This is a genomic window from Candidatus Thalassolituus haligoni (assembly GCF_041222825.1).
Lineage (GTDB): Bacteria > Pseudomonadota > Gammaproteobacteria > Pseudomonadales > Oceanobacteraceae > Oceanobacter > Oceanobacter antarcticus.
This window is the reverse complement of record NZ_CP139482.1, coordinates 2,010,565-2,032,770: the sequence shown is the minus strand read 5'-3', so window position 1 is coordinate 2,032,770 and position 22,206 is coordinate 2,010,565. Positions and strand designations below refer to the sequence as shown.

Annotated in this window: 17 protein-coding genes; 5 read left to right on the top strand and 12 right to left on the bottom strand. The window is 51.1% G+C overall.

Translation table 11 applies throughout. From position 1 onward, the window contains the following. The 3 genes from SOJ49_RS09080 to SOJ49_RS09070 all read right to left on the bottom strand — a co-directional run bounded on the left by SOJ49_RS09080 (position 1) and on the right by SOJ49_RS09070 (position 3,398). Positions 1 to 870, bottom strand: coding sequence for a DUF4194 domain-containing protein (locus SOJ49_RS09080; RefSeq protein ID WP_369857904.1), 870 nt, complete (start codon positions 868 to 870; stop codon positions 1 to 3). A 3-nt stretch (positions 871 to 873) separates the two neighbouring features. After that, on the bottom strand, positions 874 to 2,310 hold the full coding sequence (locus SOJ49_RS09075) for a Wadjet anti-phage system protein JetA family protein (protein WP_369857903.1): 1,437 nt from the start codon (positions 2,308 to 2,310) through the stop codon (positions 874 to 876). Positions 2,311 to 2,486: 176 nt separating this feature from the next. Then, on the bottom strand, positions 2,487 to 3,398 hold the full coding sequence (locus SOJ49_RS09070) for a methylenetetrahydrofolate reductase (protein WP_369857902.1): 912 nt from the start codon (positions 3,396 to 3,398) through the stop codon (positions 2,487 to 2,489). Between the two features lie 257 nt (positions 3,399 to 3,655). Here SOJ49_RS09070 and nhaA point away from each other — a divergent pair, with 257 nt between their 5' ends. Then, complete coding sequence (gene nhaA / locus SOJ49_RS09065; RefSeq protein ID WP_369857901.1) at positions 3,656 to 4,861, top strand: Na+/H+ antiporter NhaA; 1,206 nt, start codon at positions 3,656 to 3,658, stop codon at positions 4,859 to 4,861. Positions 4,862 to 4,971: 110 nt separating this feature from the next. Here the strand turns inward: nhaA and SOJ49_RS09060 are convergent, their stop codons facing one another. Further along, positions 4,972 to 5,208, bottom strand: coding sequence for a GrxA family glutaredoxin (locus SOJ49_RS09060; protein WP_369857900.1), 237 nt, complete (start codon positions 5,206 to 5,208; stop codon positions 4,972 to 4,974). Between the two features lie 349 nt (positions 5,209 to 5,557). Between SOJ49_RS09060 and SOJ49_RS09055 the strand changes: the two genes are divergently transcribed. Together SOJ49_RS09055 and SOJ49_RS09050 are read left to right on the top strand one after the other, a co-directional pair. Beyond that, positions 5,558 to 6,634, top strand: a complete 1,077-nt coding sequence (locus SOJ49_RS09055; RefSeq protein ID WP_369857899.1) for an efflux RND transporter periplasmic adaptor subunit — start codon at positions 5,558 to 5,560, stop codon at positions 6,632 to 6,634. Positions 6,635 to 6,639: 5 nt separating this feature from the next. Next, entirely contained in the window at positions 6,640 to 9,897 is a 3,258-nt protein-coding gene (locus tag SOJ49_RS09050; RefSeq protein ID WP_369857898.1) for an efflux RND transporter permease subunit, read from the top strand. A 226-nt stretch (positions 9,898 to 10,123) separates the two neighbouring features. Here the strand turns inward: SOJ49_RS09050 and SOJ49_RS09045 are convergent, their stop codons facing one another. Continuing rightward, a complete protein-coding gene (locus SOJ49_RS09045) occupies positions 10,124 to 10,402 on the bottom strand; it encodes a hypothetical protein (protein WP_369857896.1) in 279 nt (92 codons plus the stop codon). A gap of 412 nt (positions 10,403 to 10,814) precedes the next feature. Between SOJ49_RS09045 and SOJ49_RS09040 the strand changes: the two genes are divergently transcribed. After that, entirely contained in the window at positions 10,815 to 11,189 is a 375-nt protein-coding gene (locus SOJ49_RS09040) for a DOPA 4,5-dioxygenase family protein (protein ID WP_369858056.1), read from the top strand. A 532-nt stretch (positions 11,190 to 11,721) separates the two neighbouring features. On the opposite strand, the gene SOJ49_RS09035 is transcribed toward SOJ49_RS09040, so the two are convergent. The 6 genes from SOJ49_RS09035 to SOJ49_RS09010 form a co-directional block, all read right to left on the bottom strand. Then, positions 11,722 to 14,847: a type I restriction endonuclease subunit R gene (locus tag SOJ49_RS09035; protein ID WP_369857895.1), complete on the bottom strand. Its 3,126-nt coding sequence runs from the start codon at positions 14,845 to 14,847 to the stop codon at positions 11,722 to 11,724. Next, entirely contained in the window at positions 14,844 to 15,860 is a 1,017-nt protein-coding gene (locus SOJ49_RS09030; RefSeq protein WP_369857894.1) for a virulence RhuM family protein, read from the bottom strand. The genes SOJ49_RS09035 and SOJ49_RS09030 overlap by 4 nt, the downstream gene beginning before the upstream one ends. Positions 15,861 to 16,004: 144 nt before the next feature. Continuing rightward, positions 16,005 to 17,000, bottom strand: a complete 996-nt coding sequence (locus SOJ49_RS09025; protein WP_369857893.1) for a Fic family protein — start codon at positions 16,998 to 17,000, stop codon at positions 16,005 to 16,007. Position 17,001: 1 nt separating this feature from the next. Continuing rightward, the gene (locus SOJ49_RS09020; RefSeq protein ID WP_369857892.1) at positions 17,002 to 18,213 is read right to left on the bottom strand and encodes a restriction endonuclease subunit S; all 1,212 of its coding nucleotides are present in this window, start codon (positions 18,211 to 18,213) and stop codon (positions 17,002 to 17,004) included. Continuing rightward, positions 18,206 to 19,780, bottom strand: coding sequence for a type I restriction-modification system subunit M (locus SOJ49_RS09015; RefSeq protein WP_369857891.1), 1,575 nt, complete (start codon positions 19,778 to 19,780; stop codon positions 18,206 to 18,208). Before SOJ49_RS09015 ends, SOJ49_RS09020 begins: the two co-directional genes overlap by 8 nt. Before the next feature lie 122 nt (positions 19,781 to 19,902). Next, positions 19,903 to 20,106 (bottom strand): helix-turn-helix domain-containing protein, encoded by a 204-nt coding sequence (locus SOJ49_RS09010; RefSeq protein ID WP_369857890.1) that lies wholly within the window; start codon positions 20,104 to 20,106, stop codon positions 19,903 to 19,905. A gap of 237 nt (positions 20,107 to 20,343) precedes the next feature. On the opposite strand from SOJ49_RS09010, the gene SOJ49_RS09005 reads away from it, so the two are divergent. After that, positions 20,344 to 20,913: a helix-turn-helix domain-containing protein gene (locus SOJ49_RS09005; RefSeq protein ID WP_369857889.1), complete on the top strand. Its 570-nt coding sequence runs from the start codon at positions 20,344 to 20,346 to the stop codon at positions 20,911 to 20,913. 47 nt (positions 20,914 to 20,960) lie between these two features. Here the strand turns inward: SOJ49_RS09005 and SOJ49_RS09000 are convergent, their stop codons facing one another. After that, positions 20,961 to 22,136: an alpha-hydroxy acid oxidase gene (locus tag SOJ49_RS09000; RefSeq protein WP_369857888.1), complete on the bottom strand. Its 1,176-nt coding sequence runs from the start codon at positions 22,134 to 22,136 to the stop codon at positions 20,961 to 20,963. Between the last annotated feature and the right edge of the window lie 70 nt (positions 22,137 to 22,206).

The following is a 22,206-nucleotide window of genomic DNA, read 5'->3' as shown; positions in this document are numbered from 1 at the left end:
TTATTCCTCGCTGCCCTGCTGGCTGACTTTCGGCTGGCTGGCGTCATGTCTGGCCAGGTGGTCGCCAGGTGCTGTTTCAATCTCAGCAAACAGACTCGGGCCAGACCCTTGCTCTCTGTCGTCGGCTGTTGGTGTGTCTTGATTCGGGCAATTCGGGTTCTGGTCATCGACGGCAGCACCGGCAAGGTCTGGCGCTGGCTTCTCACCGTCCAGCACCTCGTCACCTAACACCTCGTCACCTAACACCTCATCAACTAATAAGGCAGACAGTACCTCGTCGGAGACATAACTCATGATCATCGGCCGAATACGTAACCAGGTATCGCCATCCGACAACTGCTCATCGCTGTTCAAATGCACCAGCCGCAGTTGGCGCAAGCGCCGGAACAGCGCCTTACGCTCGGTGAGATTGTCTGGCAGAGCCCGCTTCAGCAAGTTTTTCATGGCGATACCCAACGCCTCCAGCGGCACCATGACGCAACCTTGCTCATCCACGGCACCTTCTCTCAAGGCCTTGTCATATTGGGCGCGCAGTACCAGTGTCAAGGCAACTTCGTGCTGATTCAGCCGCACTCGAAAGGCCTGGCTGTGTTCAAAGCCGACATCCTCGGCCATACCCGGCACCACAGCACCAGGAGGAATCACCCGTAAAAAGCAAAAACGCCGGTCGTGCAATACCCGCATGCCAATCAACTGCAAGTAATCCTGCACCAGCTCATCAATACGCAAATACCGGTCGTATAGCTGTTGTTCAATCTGGCTTTCGTCACGGCAAATTACGCCGTAATCGAGTAGCCGCATCAATACTTCAGAAAAGTCGCGCAGGCTGATACCGGCCTTTTCCAGCTGTTTTTCAATCAGAGTCAACATGCGTTATTCCGTTGGCTGAGGCTGGTCTTTCGCCACCAGCTCGAAGATAAAATGATCTTTACCGATAAAATAGTGATCGGCATCACCGGGAGGCAAAGCCGCTTCTTCAGGCCGCTCCTGGCTGACGACAAAGCGGAACTCACTGCTGCTATCGGCAACCGCGCTGTCAGCAGCACCCAGACTGATGGCATGGGCGACAGCGATAAAATCAGCGGCGTTGTGAATTGGTAATTCGCGAGTGGAAACCCGTTGGCCGGAGCCAAGGTGAGATTGCAAATACCGGCGCAGCGCTTGCTGATTCACCAGAAATGCCTGATCCAGCAGCTGCTGGATATAACTTTGTTTACGCGCATCCATGTCTACCTCGCCCTGGCCTGGATCCAGTATCGCAGCCATGCGCTGACGGCTGCGAGGGGGTGCCAACCGCACTTGGGCCGGATCAATAAAGCCGATGGTGGGCACCGCCATTTGTTCACCGGCCAGGGCCAACAGCGCATCTTGTCGAGTCTGCGGCAACTCGGCCAGTCGCTTGCACACCGCCAGCACATCATTGTGCCGCTGCGATGCCAGATAGCTCATCTGCCGCATGATAATATCCGCCCGTTTGGTAAATCCCTGCAGCGCCCGCCGTAACGCCGGCAGCATGATTTCCGAGGCATTACCCAAACGCTGCTCAATGCCATCCAGAATCCACCACAGTAGCGACTGGCCAGGCTGCACCTGCTCGGGTAATAACTCACGTAAACGTTTTTCGGTGGCGATCTTGAACTTGTCATCCTTGCGCCGGATGGTACGAATCAAACCCTCAATCCGGTCACGATGGCGCTCGACATTATCCGCCGACAGCCGCACCGACAGATCCGGTTGAAAGCGGTTTTCCATAAAATCAAAAAAGGCATCACTGGCATGCTGAACCAGCAACTGGTCTTCCATTTCCTGCACCAGATCGCGCTTGCGTTCATCCAGTTCGGCAATCACATCGGTAAAATCACTGATAATACGTTCGGAATATTCAAAGGCATCCAGCAGATCATACACATCCCCGCGCTCAACAAAGCTTTCCAGCGCATTACGGGTGTTGCGGGTATTGCGATGCCGGGTGCGCGCCGTAGCGCGGGATTCGTTCACAAAAGGCTCGGTAAACTCGCGGCCGTACCGGGTCAATGAAAACGTGCTGTGTAACGTCGCCTGATCCACCTGCTTGTCGATCCAGCCATGCTCCATTAACAGGCTGAGAATCCACCCGGCCTGTTCCCGCGTGCCCCGGAACCCGGCTTGATCCTTGTCGGTTTCTTCACCCTCACCCAGATCATCGACACTGGCAAGCTGGGGCTTGCGCACCAGCACTTCCTGAAAAATCTCTACCAGCTGGTCACGCACCAGAGCATGGCCGTAATCCGCGTTGGCAGAGCTGTACGAGCGTTGATACAGCTCACTCAAACATGCGACCACCTGGGCGCGGTATTTGCCCGTCAAGGGGCGAAAAAAATGTTCTCGTTGCTGTAGAAAAAACATATGTTAGCGGGATCCATACCAAAAACAGACGTCAAGTATAGCCTGACGCCCGAGGGTTAAACGGCCAAATCAAAACAACGGCCAAATCAAAAATAGCGGAATCATAAACTGCGCGATACGCGGTTCAGCAATTCAATGGCAGCCTCGACTTCCACCTTGCGCACGGCAACACTTTCAATGTTGCAGCCCACCGGCACACCCAGAGTATCGGCAAAGGCCTTCAGTTCGCGCCAGTTGGCTTCGGAATAATTAACCGACTGTTCGAGAATATCGTGGGCATGCAGCAATTCATTTTCCAGCCAGCGTGGAATGCTGATCCCCAGCCATTTCATAAAATTCAGCGTTTGTACGGAACCACAGGGGGTCAGAGTGAAGATCACTGGCACCAGATCAATACCCTGCTCACGGCCAGCGTAATAATAATCGGACAGAAAATCTTTCGACGCCTGCAGATCGTAAACACCCTGGGAAATAAAAAACGAACAGCCCTGACGAATTTTTTCAAACACCCGCACATGTTCGTCGCCCTTGGCGCGATGACGCTCCGGGATCGTCACACCGCCCATCAGCAACTCTGGCCGTACCTGTTGTTTAAGATCGTAAGCTTCGGACATGGTCATACTGACCGACTGATCTTTTGAGGCCGCCCCGACAAACACGGTCATATTATTTGTGGCGGAGGCCTGATTGAGGAAGCGGCTTAATTCCTCACGTGAGTATTTTCCAGCGGCACGGTAAATGATTTTGGGCAAATCCAGAGCCGCCAGCTGGTGACGACTATAGTCAAAACAATCGAGGGTTTCGATGAATGGAAACGGGCGCCTTGCTGACGTCCGCGACGCCTCATCCTGAATATCGTACAGTACTAACCCGTCTATCGGCAGCGACTGCAACCGTTGCATTTGCAGCTTGGCGATCTCCACAATCCGTTCTGGATCGGTGCCTTTTTTCGGTGGCACTATGCCGTACAGCACAATGCCGCTTTCCCTGTTACGGATTTTTTCAGTAAGCATAATGACGATTCCAGAACCAGTGATCTCATAATCCACCGGCGCAGTCGGCAGATCAAACAAAGACGACATATTAACCCAGCTTGGCTTGAGGCGCTAAACCCCTGAATTGACAACTGATTTTGTAAATTCTGGGGAACCGGAGCAGCTCTCGGGTACTCCATACAGAAGGATATATATAGACCGATCGTACTGGCCCAACAGGCGGCCTGAATGGTAGGGTAAACACCTCTGAACGACAGGAAGCCTATTCACTACCCATGAACATACCCTCAACACGGCCAAACCCGCTGAACAAATTTTTAAAGATGGAATCCGCCGGTGGCATTCTGCTGATGCTTGCCGCATTGCTGGCCATTATTTTTGCCAACTCCCCACTGGAGTCCTTTTACAATCTGCTACTGGAAACGCCGGTAGAAGTCCGAATTGGTGCACTACACATCGCCAAGCCGCTGCTGCTGTGGATTAATGACGGCCTGATGGCCATCTTCTTCTTTATGGTTGGCCTGGAACTGAAGTACGAATGGCTCGAAGGTGAACTGCAAGACAAGCGCAACGTGGTATTACCCGGCGTTGGTGCCCTTGGCGGCATGCTGGTACCCGCACTGATCTATGTTTACTTCAACCACTCAAACGCCATTGATATTCAGGGTTGGGCCATCCCGGCCGCCACCGATATTGCGTTTGCCCTCGGCATCTTGGTGTTACTTGGCTCCCGCGTCCCCACCAGCATCAAAATATTCCTGACCTCGCTGGCCATTTTTGACGACATTGGAGCCATCGTTATTATTGCCGTGTTCTACACCGACAATATCTCCATGACAGCGCTCAGTGTTATCGCCTTGTGTCTGCCAGTGCTGTTCCTGATGAATCGATTTCAGGTTGAATCCAAAAGCGTTTACATGCTTTTGGGCGCCATTATGTGGGTATCGATGTTGAAGTCTGGCGTACACGCAACCTTGGCGGGCATTATTCTGGCGATGTTTGTGCCTATGCGACTGGATCGCCGCCCGGATTACTCACCCGCCCACCAGCTGGAACAAGACCTGCATCCGGTCGTGGCGTTCTTTATCTTGCCAATTTTTGCCTTCGCCAACGCGGGCCTGAACCTCACTGGAATCGGCATGGATCAGCTGCTGCACCCGGTGCCCGTCGGTATTGCGGCGGGCCTGTTCATCGGCAAACAGCTGGGTATTTTTGCGTTTTGCTGGCTCACCATCAAAGTCGGCTGGGCCAAATTGCCGACCGGTGTTTCCTGGCTAACGCTCTACGGCACCGCCACGCTATGCGGCGTCGGTTTTACCATGAGTCTGTTTATTGGTTCGCTGGCGTTTGAAGGCGGTGGCATCGACAACACCTTTGATGAACGGTTGGGCATTATTGTAGGTTCTTTGGCATCCGGCATTGTCGGCTTTCTGATCCTGAGGAAAAGCCTGGGCAAGCCTGCAGTAACAGCTAACAGCTAAACATCAGCATCAATGTTTAAACCAAAAAAAGCCCGGTCATCCTGACCGGGCTTTTTTTGAGGTGTTCCAGGGCACTGAAGGAACTCGATGGTTATAATGTAATCGCGTGATTATCTGGCATTGATCAAAGCAGCAAATTCAGTGTAGCCGCCAACGTGCTCGGCGCCGATAAATATTTGCGGCACTGTATCAACTGGCTTGCCGACGGTTTTTTCCAGATCCGCCTTGCTGATGCCTTCCACATTGATATCAATGTATTTGAAATCCAGTTCTTTGATTTCACACAGTTCTTTGGCACGACGACAGTAACCACAGCCTTCACGACCAAAAATAGTGACACGTTTCATAAGTATGTTCTCCAGCAGCAAAGGTAATGGCTGGCTGCCCAACTCAGTACCTGCATGAGTATAAAACAGGTACAAACCAGGGCCAGTCCGTAGTAGAAAGTATGCCCATAGTCTAAAGCGATAGAACACCCAGCGTTAAATCAAAATTTACTATAACAACCATAGCCATCCAGATAGTTGCCCAGATAGCCAATACACCCGACCAATCTGGCCAATGAACCCGGTGATGTGAATCACTACAGGCGGCATCAACCCGGTTGCAATTCAAATATTAGTATATTCTAATACAGGAATATTAATTCTGCGGGGCTTCTGCCGCCGCCCCAAAAGTTAACAAAGGATGCCATCTATGCTGACTTCACGTTTGATGCTGAGCCTTGGCCTGACTGCCCTGCTGGCCCTGCCTGCCGACGCTCTGGAAACCCGCACACTGCAAACCAGCCAGATTCCGGTGTTTTACGATCTCGAAGCCACGCTGGAAGCCGTTAACGAAAGTACCATATCGGCCCAAACCAGCGGTGCTATCCAGGCTGTCCATGTTGATATAAACGACCGCGTTAAAAAGGGCACCTTGCTGATCGAAATCGACAACACCCAGCAACAAGCACAATTGGCTCAGGCAGAAGCCCAGCTAGCCCAGGCAGAAGCTCAAAATGAAGACGCCCAGATTCTGCTCAAACGTAACCAGCGATTACTGAAACAAGGCACCATTTCCCAGGGCCTGTTCGATAGCGCCGAAGCCCAGGCCAAAAGCACCGCTGCGGCGGTGGCTGCAGCCAATGCCAACGTTCGCCAGGCCCGCACCCAGCTGTCCTATACCCGCGTCATTGCGCCCTATTCTGGTATCGTCAAGGCACGCATGGTACAGGTCGGCGAACTGGTGAATCCGGGTCAACCAATGATGACAGGGCTGGCATTACAGCCGTTACGTGCGGTGGCCGATTTGCCCCAGAGTATCGCCAGCCACTTTCAAGCCAGTCGTGATCAAGCCAGTCAGGCAGCAACCGCCATTCAGGTACTTGTCGGTGACCAGATGACCTCGATCAGTGCCGACAAAATCACACTTTATCCTTATGCCGATGCCCGTTATCACAGTGTCCGTCTGCGGGCCGAGTTACCGGCAGACGACAATCGTCATTTATACCCTGGCATGTGGGCACGGGTTCGCCTGCCCGCAGGTGCACGTGAAGGCATATTGATCCCCCAAAGCGCCATCGTCAGGCACTCCGAAGTGACCTCGGTTTATATTCTGGACGGCAAACAGTTAAAAATGCGTCAGGTGCGCCTGGGTAACAGCCGCAACGGCGAAGCAGAAGTTCTGGCGGGCCTCGTGGCAGGTGACATCATCGCCATCGACGGCTACGCGGCACTGGCTGCCATTGCCCAACAGGCCGTAGCGGCTACCTCCAACCACGCTGGAGAATAAACGTCATGTCCGCAGATAAGTCAGCAATGCTGGGGATTTCCGGCAAAACCGCCCGCGCTTTCCAGAATTCAGCCATCACGCCTTTACTGGCGCTGGTTGGCCTGCTGTTGGGGTTCTTCGCGGTGATGATCACCCCGAAAGAAGAAGAGCCGCAAATCGACGTAACCTTTGCCAACGTCTTTATTGGTTATCCGGGTGCCAGCGCCCATGAAGTGGAACAGCTGGTGGCCATTCCGGCAGAACAGGTACTGTCGGAGATCAAGGATGTCGACGACATTTTCTCCATCAGCCAGCCGGGCCAAGCGATTCTGACGATCGCCTTCAAGGTCGGCGTGCCACGAGAAACCGCCATCCTCAACCTCTACAACCAGGTACACAGCAACGCCGACTGGTTCCCTGAGAATCTGGGGGTCAGCCAGCCCGTCATCAAACCCATGGGCATTGATGACGTGCCGATCATGGCCATTACCCTGTCCTCGGACGATAACAGCGTTGCTGCCGCCGACCTGACCCAGGTCGCCCACGCATTGGAAACCGAACTCAAACGTATTCCCGGCACCCGTGACATCTACAGTATTGGTGAACACTCTGCCGTGGTGCAGGTAAAACTTGATCCGGCCCGCATGAATGGCTACGGCCTGGCGTTTGACGATGTCCGTAACGCGCTGATGAGTGCCAATGCCGGAGGTCAACGCCTGCCGCTGGTGCAAAACAACGAAGTCATTCAAATACAGGCCGGGGCATTCCTGCAAAACAGCGCCGATCTGGGCCAGCTGATTGTCGGCAAAACCACTGCCGGACTGGTCTACCTGGCCGACGTCGCCGACATTCACCAAGGAGCCGACACCCCTGAGCAATTTGTCATGCATCGGGATCTGGGCGACAGCAACAGCAAGGCCGCCGTGACCATTGCCATTGCCAAACAACCCGGCACCAATGCCATCGACATCACCCAATCGATTGAGCAGCGCCTGGTTGACCTCAAGGAACGCGTGATCCCCCACAATATAGATGCCGACGTTACCCGCGATTACGGCGTCACCGCCAAAGCCAAATCCGACAAGCTGATTGCCAAGCTGCTGTTTGCCACCACCGCCGTCGTGATTCTGGTATTGGCCACCATGGGTTGGCGCGAAGCCATCATTGTTGGCGGCGCTATTTTTATCACCTTGGCGATCACCCTGTTTGCCAGCTGGGTCTGGGGCTTTACCTTGAATCGGGTGTCGCTGTTCGCGCTGATTTTCTCCATCGGCATTCTGGTTGACGACGCCATAGTGGTGGTAGAAAACATTCACCGGCACCTGCACATGGGCAGCAAAAAACTGCTGGAAGCCATCCCCTGCGCCGTTGACGAAGTCGGTGGCCCGACCATTCTCGCCACCTTCACCGTCATCGCCGCCCTGATGCCCATGGCGTTTGTCTCCGGCCTGATGGGCCCCTATATGAGCCCCATCCCGATCAATGCCTCAACCGGCATGCTGATCTCGCTGGTGGTGGCTTTTGTAGTAACCCCCTGGCTGTCTTACAAGCTGCTCAAGCGCCATTTACCGGAAGGCACTGCCGCTCATGATGAAGAACAACCCGCCATCTCAAAGCTGCACCGGTTTTTCCAGAAGCTGATGTCACCGTTTCTTGAAGGCGCTGGCGCGACGAAAAAACGCATCCTGTTATTCGTTGGTATTACCGGCCTGATCGTGGTTGCCGTCGCGTTACCGGCAACGGAACTGGTGGTACTGAAAATGCTGCCGTTCGACAACAAATCAGAATTCCAGGTAGTCGTCGACATGCCGGAAGGCACCCCCGTAGAACAAACCCTTAGGGTGCTGGATGAACTGACCGACGAACTGATGCAAGTACCGGAAATCCGCGATGTCCAGCTGTATGCCGGTACGGCCGCGCCGATCAACTTCAATGGTCTGGTACGTCAGTACTACCTGCGGGGCTTACCGAATCAGGGCGACATTCAAGTGAACCTGGTCGACAAACATCATCGTGACCGTAAAAGCCACGACATTGCCCGCTCGGTACGGGAACCGCTACAAGCCATTGGCAACAGGCTGAATGCCAACGTCAAGATCATTGAAGTGCCACCCGGCCCACCGGTCATGGCCCCGATCGTGGCCGAAGTCTACGGCCCGGAATACAGTCGCCAGATCACTGCCGCCAAAGCATTACGTGGCCTGTTTGAAACCACCACCGATATTGTTGATGTCGACGACTACATTGAAGCCGATCAGCAAAAGTGGATTGTGAATATCGACCGCCAGCGCGCTTCCCTGCTCGGCGTTGCCCAGGCCAGCATCGTCCAGGCCATCAGCACCGCCCTGGGTGGCGAAGACGTCAGCTATCTACACACCCACGCCGATGCCGAAGACCACCCCGGCGCCAACAGCAAATACCCCTTGCCCATTCGACTTGAACTCAACGAAGGCGACAAGGTCGGCCTGAACCAGCTGCTGGTCATGAAAGTCAAAGCCGCCGACGGCAGCCTGGTATCGTTAGCCGACGTAGTCAGCATCCGCAAAACCATCACCGACAAGAGCATCTACCATAAAAATCTGCAACCGGTGGTGTTTGTCACCGCCGACATGGCCGGAGAACTCGACAGCCCGCTCTACGGCCTGTTTGGTATCTCGTTTGGAATGGAAGATGCCGGACTCAACTGGCAACAATGGTTTATTCAGCAACCTGCTCTCACTGACGACATCAGCATGAAATGGGATGGCGAATGGCAGATTACCTACGAAACCTTCCGCGATATGGGTATTGCCTACGGCGTCGGCATGATCCTGATCTACCTGCTGGTGGTTGGCCAATTTCGCAGCTACTTGGTGCCGCTGATCATTATGGCCCCGATTCCACTGACCGTGATTGGCGTCATGCCGGGCCACGCCCTGTTTGGTGCCCAGTTTACTGCCACCTCCATGATCGGCATGATCGCACTGGCGGGCATCATCGTGCGTAACTCCATCCTGCTGGTCGACTTCATCAATCAGCAGCTGGAAGAAGGCATGCGTTTTGAAGACGCCGTAATCACCTCCGCCGCAGTACGGTCACGGCCTATTGTACTGACCGCCGTCGCCGCCATGATTGGCGCATTCTTTATTCTGGATGATCCAATCTTTAATGGCCTGGCGATCTCACTGATTTTCGGCATCATGATTTCAACGCTGTTGACCCTGATCGTAATTCCACTGCTGTACTTCTCGCTGATGCCCAAAAACCTGGGCGAACAACTGAGGGGAGAAGTGGCAACATCATAAACGTCATCGCGTTATGACACGGTCAACCAGCTATTAGGCCCCATGTTTGGGGTCTAATAGCTGATAATGCCCCCCAAAAGATGCGGTGCTGGTTTGAAGCTGGCAGGAGGCCGGTCGTCCTGTTTTCGGTATGCCTGTTCTTTGCGTCACAAACCAGACTATTCACTCGTTACCGTTGTATTCCCACGCGGGGCATGAGAACGAGAAACTCCAGCGGCCAGTCAACCTACTTGCTTTTCCAGATTTGAGCCACGGCTCGATCACTGCCCAGCAGTCCAACGATCAGGCAGACCAGGCCTGCAATCAGAAAAATACTGCCTGGCAGTAAACCGCCCCACATGGCTGCTTTTACGGCAACGTATAACGCTCCACTGGCAATCACCAGAAACAGGTAACCGACCACCAGCAAGATTCTGCGAAATGAAGGTTTGTAACTGTATTCGCCTTCACCTTTTTCAAACAGGTTAAGAAGAGGAGCAAACAGCTGTTGTAGTTGGTTTTTCATAAACGTTATGGAGAGCCTGTATAAGAAGATCTGCGGCGGGAATCCGTTGCCAACGGCGCTTTGAGTATCGTTGGCTGTCGTTTGACCCGGCCAAAAGAGCGCTACAATATCAATCTTTGCTGTCGGAAACCAACGCCACCCCGGCCATCCACTCCGATCGCTCACTCTTGCCTCTATTGTCTATATTGCCTGCTGTCGATTACCTATCCAGTCGCCAGGAAGGGCCGTGCTGAATCTGCCATACCGCTGTGCTGAGCAGCAGTCCATACAACAAGCAAAACATCCACATGTTCCTGACGAATAGTTTTATGATGACGTAATCACACAGCATCCACATAACGACCCACACAGCTATCCCCCTCACAACGACCCAAAACCACCACAGGAGCCACTTGTGACTGATCTGATTGATATCCGCCACATCAAGGGTTGGCATGCCCATGTGTATTTTGATGCATCCACTCTGGAGCAAGCCCGCAATCTGTGTTTTGCCCTGGCCGAGACATTTCCAGCCATTCAAATGGGTCGAGTACATGAAAAACTTGTCGGCCCACATCCAGACTGGAGCTGCCAGTTGGCCTTTGCCAATGAGCTGTTTTCCAGCGTGATGGGGTTTCTGGCCTTGAACCGCCACGGTCTTACAGTGTTTATTCACCCGATTACCGGACAAGACTTGATTGACCACCGCGACCGAGCCATCTGGATGGGTGCTATTCGTCCACTCACACTGGAGAATCTGCCGGATTTTGGTGTGGTTTACGACCTGTTATCAAACCAGACTCTCTGATCGGAGGCTGCCAGGGACGTTCTTAATGAGAGAGCGGGTTACACCCGGCCCGTCGCTAAAAAAAGAGCTAACCTTGGTCTGGGAAGTTCATATGGAGCATTTATTAAATCGTAAGCTGAAAGGTAATCGTGGTACTCGCGTTAAAGAACATACACAGCGTGCAAAGAAAATAGCAGCTGTGATATGGACGAGATTTCACGTTGGCCCGTACCAATATCAAGTCAAGCATCTGAAGTGGTATCTGGATACAAAAAATTCGACACCTTAAGCCTGATACGCAGTATCGTCATGGGCTGACAGTAAAGAATATAATTATCGCATTGGGAAAGGAAAGTGACTGGAGAGGTGGGCTGGGTAAGTCTGGCTGGCGATGAAGTGTCGAACGCCTGCAATCCGACGGCACGCTTTGGTTTCCAATCAGTGCATATCGAGCAAGCTCGACACCCACTGACCGGACGCTATAGGTACTTTTTGGAATTCGTCAAACACTTACGTTTGATAACCCTAAGATTAGGTCTGCTTTGTTCTTTTATTAAACTCTCCCGCCCACACCTTTAAACTTCTCCACAAACGCAGCGATCTTTTGAAACACGTTCTGTTTTTTAGTCAGGTATTGCGGGTTTAACGGGCTCATCTTAGGCAGAATGGCATTGAGCTCTGTTCCTGCGTCGCTGGCATACTCCCGTTTAAGAGATGTCGTGATATAGCGCTTCGCGGCTTCGTGATTCAGGTTCTCAGTATTTATCAGCTCTTCTGCCTCACGCTGTTGTTCAACTTGGGCGAAGGAAAAGAAGGCTTCGATCACGCTGGCCTTCTCACCAATCTGGTCAAGGTCGGTTTGATTAATGAAGTCCACCACTAGGCTTTCTTTAGCGCGGTTGCCAAGGCTGGCACGGATCACCCGGCGCACTTCGTCAACCAAGTCGGCTTTGCTTTTAGTTTTCTTGTTGTGCTCGAAAATTAGCTCCAGAATGTAATCAAGGTTGATCTCTAGTGACTTGAGCAGGTCTACCTCAAACACCACGTCATCCCAGTCAATGGTGGATTTTTCTTTTTCCTCTGCCGATTTTTGGCGACGCTGCCAGTCACGGATGTCGTTGTAAGTAGAACGGTAATCCTGAATTTTTCGATCAGCTGGCAGGCGTATAGTCTGCAACTCAGCCAGTTTTTCATCATCTAAGTAATGTTCTGCTTTAAACGCCTCGACCGCTTCTGGGTCGCTCATGTCCACGTTTTGAAGGGCTTTCAAGCTGGCAAACTCATCATAGTTTTGCAGCACATTCTCTACGCGCAGGTATTCGCCAAAAAGTTTGGCAAAATCTTTTTTATCGGATTCTTTTTCAATGGCGGCCGGATCAGGAAAGCGCTGTTCCAACTCGCTCACCACATCCATAAAGCCGCGCCGCGCTTCACCGGTGACTACATCGGTAAAGCCATCCATGTATTCCTTGTAGCTTTTTTCTAGCACCACGTTTTTGGTATTTTTATCGCCAAACAGCGTGATAGCATCCACGGTTGCCTTTTCTAGGTCTCGGAATGTAACAATATTGCCGAAGGTTTTGGTGGCGTCATAAATACGGTTGGTGCGCGAAAAGGCTTGCATCAAACCGTGGTAACGCAGGTTTTTATCGACGAACAGCGTATTAAGCGTAGGGGCATCAAAGCCGGTGAGGAACATTCCTACGACGATCAGCAAATCAATTTCTTTGGTTTTCACCCGCTTGGCCAAATCACGATAGTAATTCTGGAAGCCGTTGCTATCGACACTGAAATTGGTTTTAAAGAAGGCGTTGTAATCGCCTATCGCCGCGTTTAAAAACTCTTTGGCGCTGCTATTCATGGCCCTATCCATGCCAGACAGATCAAAGCTTTCATCCAGAATGTCACCCACCGCATCCTGCTCTTCATTGGCGGCAAAGGAGAAAATGGTGGCGATTTTTAGCGGCTTTTCGCTATTTTTATTGGAAGGGTCAGCCTGCAAACTATTCAGCGACTCATAATAGAGCTTAGCGGCATCCACACTGCTCACGGCGAACATGGCATTAAAGCCTTTCGCGTTCGTCTGTAATCTATGGGTCTTCTGACGATAGGTGTTCAAAATGTACTGAGAAATTTCGCGAATACGCTCTGGGTGTAACAGCGCCTCTTTGTTTTCAGCGGCCGATAGTTTTTTCACGTCCTGCTCGGTTTCAATGGCCTTAAATTTGTGGCGCACATCGTTGTAGTCCACCTTGAACTTGAGCACTTTCTCATCGCGTATCGCGTCGGTAATTACATAAGAATGCAACTCACGGCCAAATACACTGGCAGTGGTTTCTGCACCTAAAGCGTTGAGCGGGAAGATGGGCGTGCCGGTAAAGCCAAACTGATAGAAGCGTTTGAACTTCTTGTTCAGGTTTTTCTGCGCTTCACCAAACTGGCTGCGGTGGCATTCATCAAAAATAAACACCACCTGCTTGTTGTAGATGGGCAGGTCGCCTTCGCTCTTCATCAGGTTGTTAAGCTTTTGGATGGTGGTGACGATGATTTTGTTATCGTTTTTATCCAGATTTTCTTTGAGCTTAGCGGTACTGTCAGAGCCGTTCACGCTATCGGGCGAAAAGCGCTGGTATTCTTTCATGGTTTGAAAATCTAAATCTTTTCGATCCACCACAAAAAATACTTTGTCGATAAACTCAAGCTCAGTGGCCAAGCGAGCCGCTTTAAAGCTGGTTAAGGTTTTACCCGAGCCGGTGGTATGCCAGATAAACCCGCCGCTTTCTGGCTTGCTCCAGGTTTTTGCCTCATAAGAGCTTTTCACCTTCCACAAAATACGCTCGGTGGCAGCAATCTGGTAGGGGCGCATCACCAGTAATGTGTCACTCACATCAAACACCGAATAATGCAGCAACACATTGAGCAGGGTGTGCTTCTGAAAGAAAGTCGCGGTAAAGTCTTTCAGGTCTTTAATCAGGTTGTTATCGGCCTTCGCCCAGTTCATGCTGAAGTCGAAGCTGTTTTTGTTACGCTGGGTGGTATTGGCAAAATAGCGGCTATCGGTGCCGTTAGAGATAACAAACAACTGCAAGTACTTATACAGCGAATCCTCGCTGTTAAAGCTCTCTTTGCTGTAACGATGTACTTGGTTAAAGGCTTCACGAATCGCTACGCCACGCTTTTTCAGCTCGATTTGTACCAGCGGTAAGCCGTTCACCAGAATAGTCACATCGTAGCGGTTGGCATGGCTGCCCGTTTGTTCAAACTGCTTGATCACCTGCACCTTGTTGCGGGTGATGGTGTTTTTATCCAGCAGATAAATATTTTTGATGCGGCCATCGTCAAACACAAAGTCGTGAATATAGTCATCGTGAATCTTTCGCGTTTTATCCACGATAGTATCACTAGGCTTATCCAGATACGTTTCCACAAAACGCCGCCACTCACCTTCGGCAAATTGCACATTATTGAGCGTTTGCAACTGCTCGCGCACATTGGCCAGCATGGCTTGCGGGTTATTCAAACCCGGCAGGTACTCATAGCCCTGATTTTGCAAATCCTGAATCAGCTCGCGCTCTAAGGCATCTTCGCTCTGGTAGCTCTCGGCCACTTTCCAATCTTTGTTGTATTTATCCAGAACGATAAAGTTGTTCGATTCAGCGATGGTTTTATAATCCATCATACGTCGTAATCCTTTTTAAGCAGTTTTTTAACTTCCCGATCAAAGTCTGATTCGATGCGTTGTTGCTTGTTAAATTGGTCGTATTCCGCATAGGCTTTTTGCTCAGCTAGCTTGCGAGACACTTTGCCGTAACCTTCAAGAATTTGATACTCATTGAATGCCAGAAACTTGTTCACGCTCTCGGTAAAGCTTTCCATGGTAAAGGTGTTACGCCGTTCAATAATGCCCTCGATGTAATCAAAAAACGCCGACACGGCACGTTCCAGCTTTTTAATGTCATCTTCACTTAAATAATTTTTCGCGACCGTCGCATCCGATTTTAATACCCGACCTTCCGGTGCATTTTTATAGGTGCTCATACCCATCAGAGGTTTGTTGGCATCGGCCTTCAGAGAAATAATCTCGGCGGCGGTATGGCCGGTAATGGCAAAATGAAACTTATCTTGCACATGGGCGTAGAACTGCTGGGTGGTTTGGGATTTTGAGTCGTAATCGATGCTGCACTCGGCGAAAATATCGGTAATCTGTTGATAGATGCGCCGCTCGCTGGCGCGTATAGAGCGCACCCGCTCCAATAGCTCACGAAAGTAATCTTTGCCAAATAAGCGGCCATTTTTTAAACGCTCATCATCCATGGCAAAGCCCTTGATGATGTATTCTTTGATCAGCGCTGTTGCCCAGATACGGAACTGGGTGGCCTGCGCCGAATTCACCCGGTAACCGACCGAGATCACTGCATCAAGGTTATAATATTGCGTCTGATAGTTCTTGCCGTCTTCGGCAGTTGTTTCCAAAATGGAAATAACTGAATCCTGCTGTAACTCATTGCTTTCAAATATGTTTTTCAAGTGCTTGGAGATAGCAGGCACCCCCACACCAAACAACTCAGCCATGCGTTTCTGGGTTAACCAGAGGGTTTCGCCGCTTAGCAGTACCTCGACTTTTACTGCGCCATTAGGGGCTGTATAGAGCAAAAACTCGGTGGTTTGGTCTTGCAGGCTCAGGTTAGGCATGGCTTTATCCTTGCGTCTCAACGGTGGCGCTGGCGGCAGCGTCTGCCTGCGGCCAAAAGCCGTAATTGCTGACCAAGTGGTTCAGTAGCAAGCCTACTGTATTCTTTTCAGGCCCACTGGATTCAGCGATGGTTTTGTATTCCTTCACAGTAGAAGCTCCCAATGGCCCGTTTTCTTAGCACCAATCCGTTTTACTAACGTTTGTTCTTTAAGCTTTTTGATTCTGCGCTCAATGGTACTGATCGCCTTACCCGTTTGCTCAGCCAACACCGCATTGGTGATGGTCGGGTCTATTCTCATAAATTCGAGAATGGTCTGATCGAGAGGAGACAATTTTAAACCCGCATTTAAACCCGCGTTTAAACCCGCATTTTTAATGGGCTGCGCCGAACCTTCCTCAATCGCATCCCGTATCATGTGCAGCATAAATTCGATAAATGGCGAACAATCGGTGTTGGCGGTGCTGCTGCGGATGGCCAGGTAATACGCCTGCTGATGCTGATACACCAGGCTTTCAACGGGGATATTGATAAAGATGGTTTGCCACTGCGACAGAATCAGGGTTTGCCACAACCGCCCCATACGGCCATTACCATCAGAGAAAGGATGGATAAACTCAAATTCGTAATGAAAAACGCAGCTGGCAATCAGAGGATGTATATCCGTATCCGCCAGCCAAGCCAGCAGTTTCTGCATCAGCTTTGGTACTCGATCGGCCTGCGGGGCCATATGCACCACCTGATCGCCCGACATGACACCCACGCCCTGACTGCGGTATCTGCCCGCTTCGTCAATCAAGCCTTTCATCAAAAGCCGGTGGGCGGCCAACAGATCCTTGTTATCAGCGGGCTGCCAGGTGCTGATAGCATCATACGCCGCAATGGCATTCTGCGCCTCCAACACCTCTTTGGGTGGTGCAATCACCCGCTTACCGTCAAGCATGGCGGTAATTTGCGTTTGTGACAGGGTATTGCCTTCAATCGCTAACGACCCCTGTACCGTGCGCATACGATTCACTTTGCGCAGACGCAGCAGTTTCTCCTGTTCAAACTCAGCGGTTAAGCGTCCAACCGCCTGGCTGATATCGGCCACAAGGTTGAGAATCTCAGCGGTGATGGTGAACGGCGGTTGATAGCCCATATCAGGCGGCTACCTCTAAATCTGGCTTGGGAAAGCTAAGCAGCAAATCGCGGTAATATTCGTATTGCTGTTGGCGCAGTTCTATTTCGCGGGGTAAGCCTTCGGTGATTGAGCTGGTTAGAGCGTCGAATTTATCCAAGATGGCGACGATGCGGGCTTGTTCGGCAAGTGGAGGAACTGGAACTTTCATTTTATTCAGTGCTGTTAGAGTAATAGTCTTTTGTGCTGCACCAACAGCTACTGCATTAGCTTGTTTAAAAAAATCAGAACTTTGAAGTACATGATATAGATATTTTGAAGTAACCACATTTTCATCCGGGCGTAAAATAGCGATGTGACGCTGAAATGTGAATTTTCTGTCATTATCTATAAAAACAGGAATGCCGAACGAACCCACAACAGTGTAGAGAATATCGTTTTTGCGTGCTTTGCGTTTATCATGAAGTGCATCATAGTAAGCCTCTGAAACAAATCGCGTATTGATAAAATCAATTTGCTTTGAATCTGAGACATTTGAAATGGTGATAAAAGGAATGCCCAAGTTGGTTTTTGGTGGTGCCTGATGATCACCATCAGCAATGCTGACGCAACAATATGACAGTTGCACCACTGGTACTTCGTCTTCAAAACTCAACAATTGGTCGCGGTAGTAGTTGTATTGTTTTTTGCGGGCGGTCAGCTCGGCGGTCAGCTCGGTGGTCAGCTCGGTGAAGGTGTCCAGAATGCGGACGATTTCGGCTTGGATTTCTAGGGATTTTTTGGGGTTTTCTGGGTAGGGGATGGGAACTGGGATCTTTTCAACCTGATGGCTCATCAATTTTGGATTACCCATACCTGAGTAAACGTGTTTCTTAGCTTCAATTGATAGCCAATAAAACAAAAACTTGTAGATCAGTATCGATTCATCATTGATTTTTATTGATCCACAAACGTTCGTAATTGAGAACTTTCCAGTTCGATGAAAGACTGTTCCAGCATTGGCTCCATCAGTGGTCCAACTAATATACTCCCCATCAAAATCAAACGTATCGATCTTTCCTATCATTCCATTATTTACAGTTTGAGAGCTATATACGGGGTAATCTCCAGCATTCTCAACGAGATAGCCTTTTGACATGACACGACCGCGTTTCAGTTTAGCTATATCTCCCAAGGCATTCCATTCCACACCAGTGCCTTCAAGCATTTTTACCATGCAGTCAATACTATTCATCGCCAACCTCTTCGCCTTCAATTTCCGCCACAATGGCGTCAATCTCGGTATGTAGCTGGTCAATTCTGGAGACAGTGGTTTTCAACTCGGCATTAAGCTTTGTTATATCCACCACTTCGCGATTGTCTTTGGCTTCTACATAGCTGCTGACCGACAGGTTGTAATCGTTGGCGGACACCTGTTCAAGGGGTACGGATTTAGCGAGGTGGTCAACATTCTCCTTGCTATCAAACACCGCCATGATTTGCTGGATGTGGTCACCGGTCATCGTGTTGGTATTGGTGTCTTTTTTAAACAAACCACTGGCATCAATAAACTGGGTGGTGGTATCGGTTTTATGTTTGGACAAGACCAGAATAGTCACCGCAATGGTGGTGCCAAAAAACAGGTTGGGTGCGAGTGAAATGACCGTTTCCACATAGTTATTATCCACTAAATATTTACGGATTTTTTGTTCGGCACCGCCACGGTAAAAAATACCGGGAAAGCAAACAATGGCGGCGCGGCCTTTGCTGGATAGGTAACTGAGTGCATGTAACACAAAGGCAAAGTCGGCTTTGGATTTGGGTGCGAGTACACCGGCGGGGGCAAAACGATCATCGTTAATCAGGGTGGGATCGTCACTGCCTATCCACTTCACGGAATACGGCGGGTTGGAGACGATGGCATCAAAGGGTTTATCATCCAGAAAGTGTGGGTCTGTTAAGGTATTGCCAAGCTGCATATTGAACTTGTCGTAGTTAATGTTGTGCAAAAATAGGTTCATACGGGCAAGGTTGTAGGTGGTGTGGTTAATCTCTTGCCCGAAGAAACCGTCTTCAATGATGTGATTATCAAAGTGTTTTTTGGCTTGCAGCAACAGCGAGCCGGAACCGGCAGCCGGGTCATAAATTTTATTGACGCTGGTTTGTTTGTGCATGGCAAGCTGAGCTATCAGTTTGGATACGTGCTGTGGGGTAAAGAATTCACCACCAGATTTACCGGCATTGGCCGCATAGTTAGAAATGAGGAACTCGTAAGCATCGCCGAACAGGTCAATTTGAGCGGCATCAGGCTTGTCATAAAAATCATGTCCAAAATCCAAACCTGCCACGCCTTTTAAAACCGCCGCTAAACGCAGGTTTTTGTCTTTAACGGTATTACCGAGTCGGTTACTGGTGGTATCGAAATCGGCAAACAAGCCTTTGATGTCCGGCTCCGAGGGGTAACCATTAGCGGAGGCCTCAATGGCGGAAAAGATGGCGGCGAGATCAGTGTTCAGGCTTTCGTTGTTGTTGGCGTTTTTAGCCACCGTGGCAAACAGCTGGCTTGGGTAGATGAAGTAACCCTTGGTTTTAATGGCATCGTCTTTGATGTCTGGAGTGATCACCTCATCGCTGAGCTTTGCGTAATGAATACTGTCGTCACCGGCCTCAATATAGAGGGCAAAGTTTTCGCTGATAAAGCGGTAAAACAGGGTGCCAAGGACGTATTGTTTAAAATCCCAGCCGTCTACTGAACCGCGCACATCGTTGGCAATGGCCCAGATTTGTCGTTGAAGGGCGGCGCGTTGTTGGGAGCTTGTCATGGTGGTGTTCCTGTTTTGTTTCTTGGTATTAGTCTTGGTATTAGTCGTTTACTGGATGTCGTTAACGTCTATTAAATGATCTTTATCGTTTAACGGGCCACCCTGTTTATTTTTGTGTAAGTTTATTGTGGTGTCAGCTCAAGTAGGTCGCCTACCTGGCATTCAAACAGCAGGCACAGCTTCTCAATGGCTTCCAGATCGACTTTCTGGGCCGTTTCCTTATAAAGCAGGGTCACCGTGGCGCGGCTGAGCCCCGTCTCTCTGGCAACGTCGGCAATACGCATCTTGTGTTCGCCCATCATGCGGGCAAGATGGCAGCGGATCATGGCTTTACCTTTAGCAGTTTGGTTTTAGAAGTAACACCGAAGCATACCACTAATTTTAAGTTTTCGTATCATTTTGTGAGTTCAAGTTAAACTATTTAAGACTGAAAGACCCCTGACTTTGCTCACTGGCAATTGAGCACGGAGCCGTTGGTTTTCTAAGGCAATCTCCAGAATGCATGCCTGAGCGTCTAGCAATTGGCTTAGCGCCTTATCGCGCTGCACCTCCAGTGCCTTCTGGTGCAAGGACTCTTGCCGGGTAAACAACCTTTCTACAAGCTGGCATCCAATGGCATCAGTACCCAGATGCTGCGCAATATGGTGCAGCAACTGGGTTACTCAAATACTCATTTTGGTGCAGCCGATCCCGAGGAACAGGGACAGGGACAGGCACTGCAACAGGCATTGGCGGCGTTATTACAACCCGCGCTGAATCTGCAACAACCAGCGCCTTCGTCGCTACGCGCCCTGGCAGAACAGCACATTATCCGCCTGTTGCAGGATCACCAGTTATCGCCGGAACGACTGGCCGATGAAATGAATATTTCCCGTCGCACGCTGTATCGTTTGTTTGAATCGGAAGGTAGCAGCATCTCGCACCATATCCTGCTGCTGAGACTGGATCGCTGTAGCGCAGAACTGGAGTGCCAGGAAGACTCTGCACTGTCGATTACCGACATTGCTTTCAAGTGGGGGTTTTCAGATGTGTCGCAATTTTCGCGCGCATTCAAACGCCAACGGGGCGTCTCACCGAGGGAGTATCGTCAACAATTACGTCAACCGGGCCTCCTGCCCGTTTTTTCTGTTTAAGACGCAGAGTAAACCGCTGACTGACAGCCCCATAATCCCGTCTGACGTCAGACGTTACTGTGCAGCCAGTGTTTATCCAGCGCAGCGATACCGGTACAGCCCATCAGGTTCAGACATCGAACCAGCTCTTGATCCAGAATATCCAGCACCCGGCCCGCACCAGAGGCACCGCCAGCGGCAACGCCATACAGCGTGGCGCGAGCCAGTAACACCCCTTCCGCACCCAGCGCCAGCGCCTTGACGATATCCGCACCGCGCCGAATACCACTGTCCAGCAACAGGCTGATTTTCCCTTTTGCCAGCGGGGCGATACGCGCCAGCGCTTCCAGGCTGGAACAGACCCCGTCCAGTTGACGGCCACCGTGATTACTGATCACCAGTCCATCCAGACCCAAGGCGATCGCCGCCAGGGCATCGTCTGGATGCATGACTCCTTTGAGGATTATTTTACCGGGCCAGCGGGCACGAATGGCTGCCAGTCGAGTCCAGTCGAGTCGGGTATCCAGTTGCTCCGCAATAAATTGCATGGCCCCCAGCGCGGTGCGTTCGCCCTCGGGTAAATAAGGATCCAGGTTCCCCATGGTCGGCAATCCGCCGGGCACCATCACCCGCCACAACCAGCCCGGATGCGCTAGCACATCCAGCTTGTTGCGCAAGGTCAGATCACGCGGACTGGCAAAATTGCGCCGATCCCATTCACGATTCCCCACCACCAGCGCATCACTGGTGACCACCAGCGTTGAGCAGCCGCTACGAATGGCACGATCCAGTAAATCTTTTTCCAGCTCCGGGGCTTTCAGGGCGTACAGCTGAAACCAGAGATCGACGTCCGGCACCTGCGCCCGAACATCTTCCATGGAAGCATTGGCAACCGTACTGAGGGTAAAGGGAATGCCCTGTGCAGCAGCAGTCCGTGCCAGTTCGATATCGGCACCGGGCCATAACATGCCGTTAAAACCACTGGGACCAATAGCCATCGGCAAGCGGCTGGGAGTGCCCACCAAAGTGGTTGCCAGTTCCGGTGGATCATTAGGCACCAGCGTCCGGCCTTGCAGCTCATAACGGCTGAAGATCGCCCGATTACGCTGCAGGGTCATTTCGTCTTCCGCCCCGCCCTGCAGGTATTCCCAGGCAAAACCCGGCAGCCGATGGCGCGCCAAGTTGGCCATTTCAGCAACACTGAGAATACGTTGCATATCGCAACCACGGTAATATCGTCGCATATCCGGTTTCCTGTCTGTCTGGTTGCACCATCAACCCGCTGCGCCATCCATTATCGGTTACAGCGGTTGC

What these genes read in the sequence shown, in the direction of transcription:
- SOJ49_RS09080 (WP_369857904.1), bottom strand. Translation starts at nt 870, where the DNA reads ATGTTGACTCTGATTGAAAAACAGCTGGAAAAGGCCGGTATCAGCCTG.
- SOJ49_RS09070 (WP_369857902.1), bottom strand. Translation starts at nt 3,398, where the DNA reads ATGCTTACTGAAAAAATCCGTAACAGGGAAAGCGGCATTGTGCTGTAC.
- nhaA (WP_369857901.1), top strand. Translation starts at nt 3,656, where the DNA reads ATGAACATACCCTCAACACGGCCAAACCCGCTGAACAAATTTTTAAAG.
- SOJ49_RS09060 (WP_369857900.1), bottom strand. Translation starts at nt 5,208, where the DNA reads ATGAAACGTGTCACTATTTTTGGTCGTGAAGGCTGTGGTTACTGTCGT.
- SOJ49_RS09055 (WP_369857899.1), top strand. Translation starts at nt 5,558, where the DNA reads ATGCTGACTTCACGTTTGATGCTGAGCCTTGGCCTGACTGCCCTGCTG.
- SOJ49_RS09050 (WP_369857898.1), top strand. Translation starts at nt 6,640, where the DNA reads ATGTCCGCAGATAAGTCAGCAATGCTGGGGATTTCCGGCAAAACCGCC.
- SOJ49_RS09045 (WP_369857896.1), bottom strand. Translation starts at nt 10,402, where the DNA reads ATGAAAAACCAACTACAACAGCTGTTTGCTCCTCTTCTTAACCTGTTT.
- SOJ49_RS09035 (WP_369857895.1), bottom strand. Translation starts at nt 14,847, where the DNA reads ATGATGGATTATAAAACCATCGCTGAATCGAACAACTTTATCGTTCTG.
- SOJ49_RS09030 (WP_369857894.1), bottom strand. Translation starts at nt 15,860, where the DNA reads ATGCCTAACCTGAGCCTGCAAGACCAAACCACCGAGTTTTTGCTCTAT.
- SOJ49_RS09025 (WP_369857893.1), bottom strand. Translation starts at nt 17,000, where the DNA reads ATGGGCTATCAACCGCCGTTCACCATCACCGCTGAGATTCTCAACCTT.
- SOJ49_RS09020 (WP_369857892.1), bottom strand. Translation starts at nt 18,213, where the DNA reads ATGAATAGTATTGACTGCATGGTAAAAATGCTTGAAGGCACTGGTGTG.
- SOJ49_RS09015 (WP_369857891.1), bottom strand. Translation starts at nt 19,780, where the DNA reads ATGACAAGCTCCCAACAACGCGCCGCCCTTCAACGACAAATCTGGGCC.
- SOJ49_RS09010 (WP_369857890.1), bottom strand. Translation starts at nt 20,106, where the DNA reads ATGATCCGCTGCCATCTTGCCCGCATGATGGGCGAACACAAGATGCGT.
- SOJ49_RS09000 (WP_369857888.1), bottom strand. Translation starts at nt 22,136, where the DNA reads ATGCGACGATATTACCGTGGTTGCGATATGCAACGTATTCTCAGTGTT.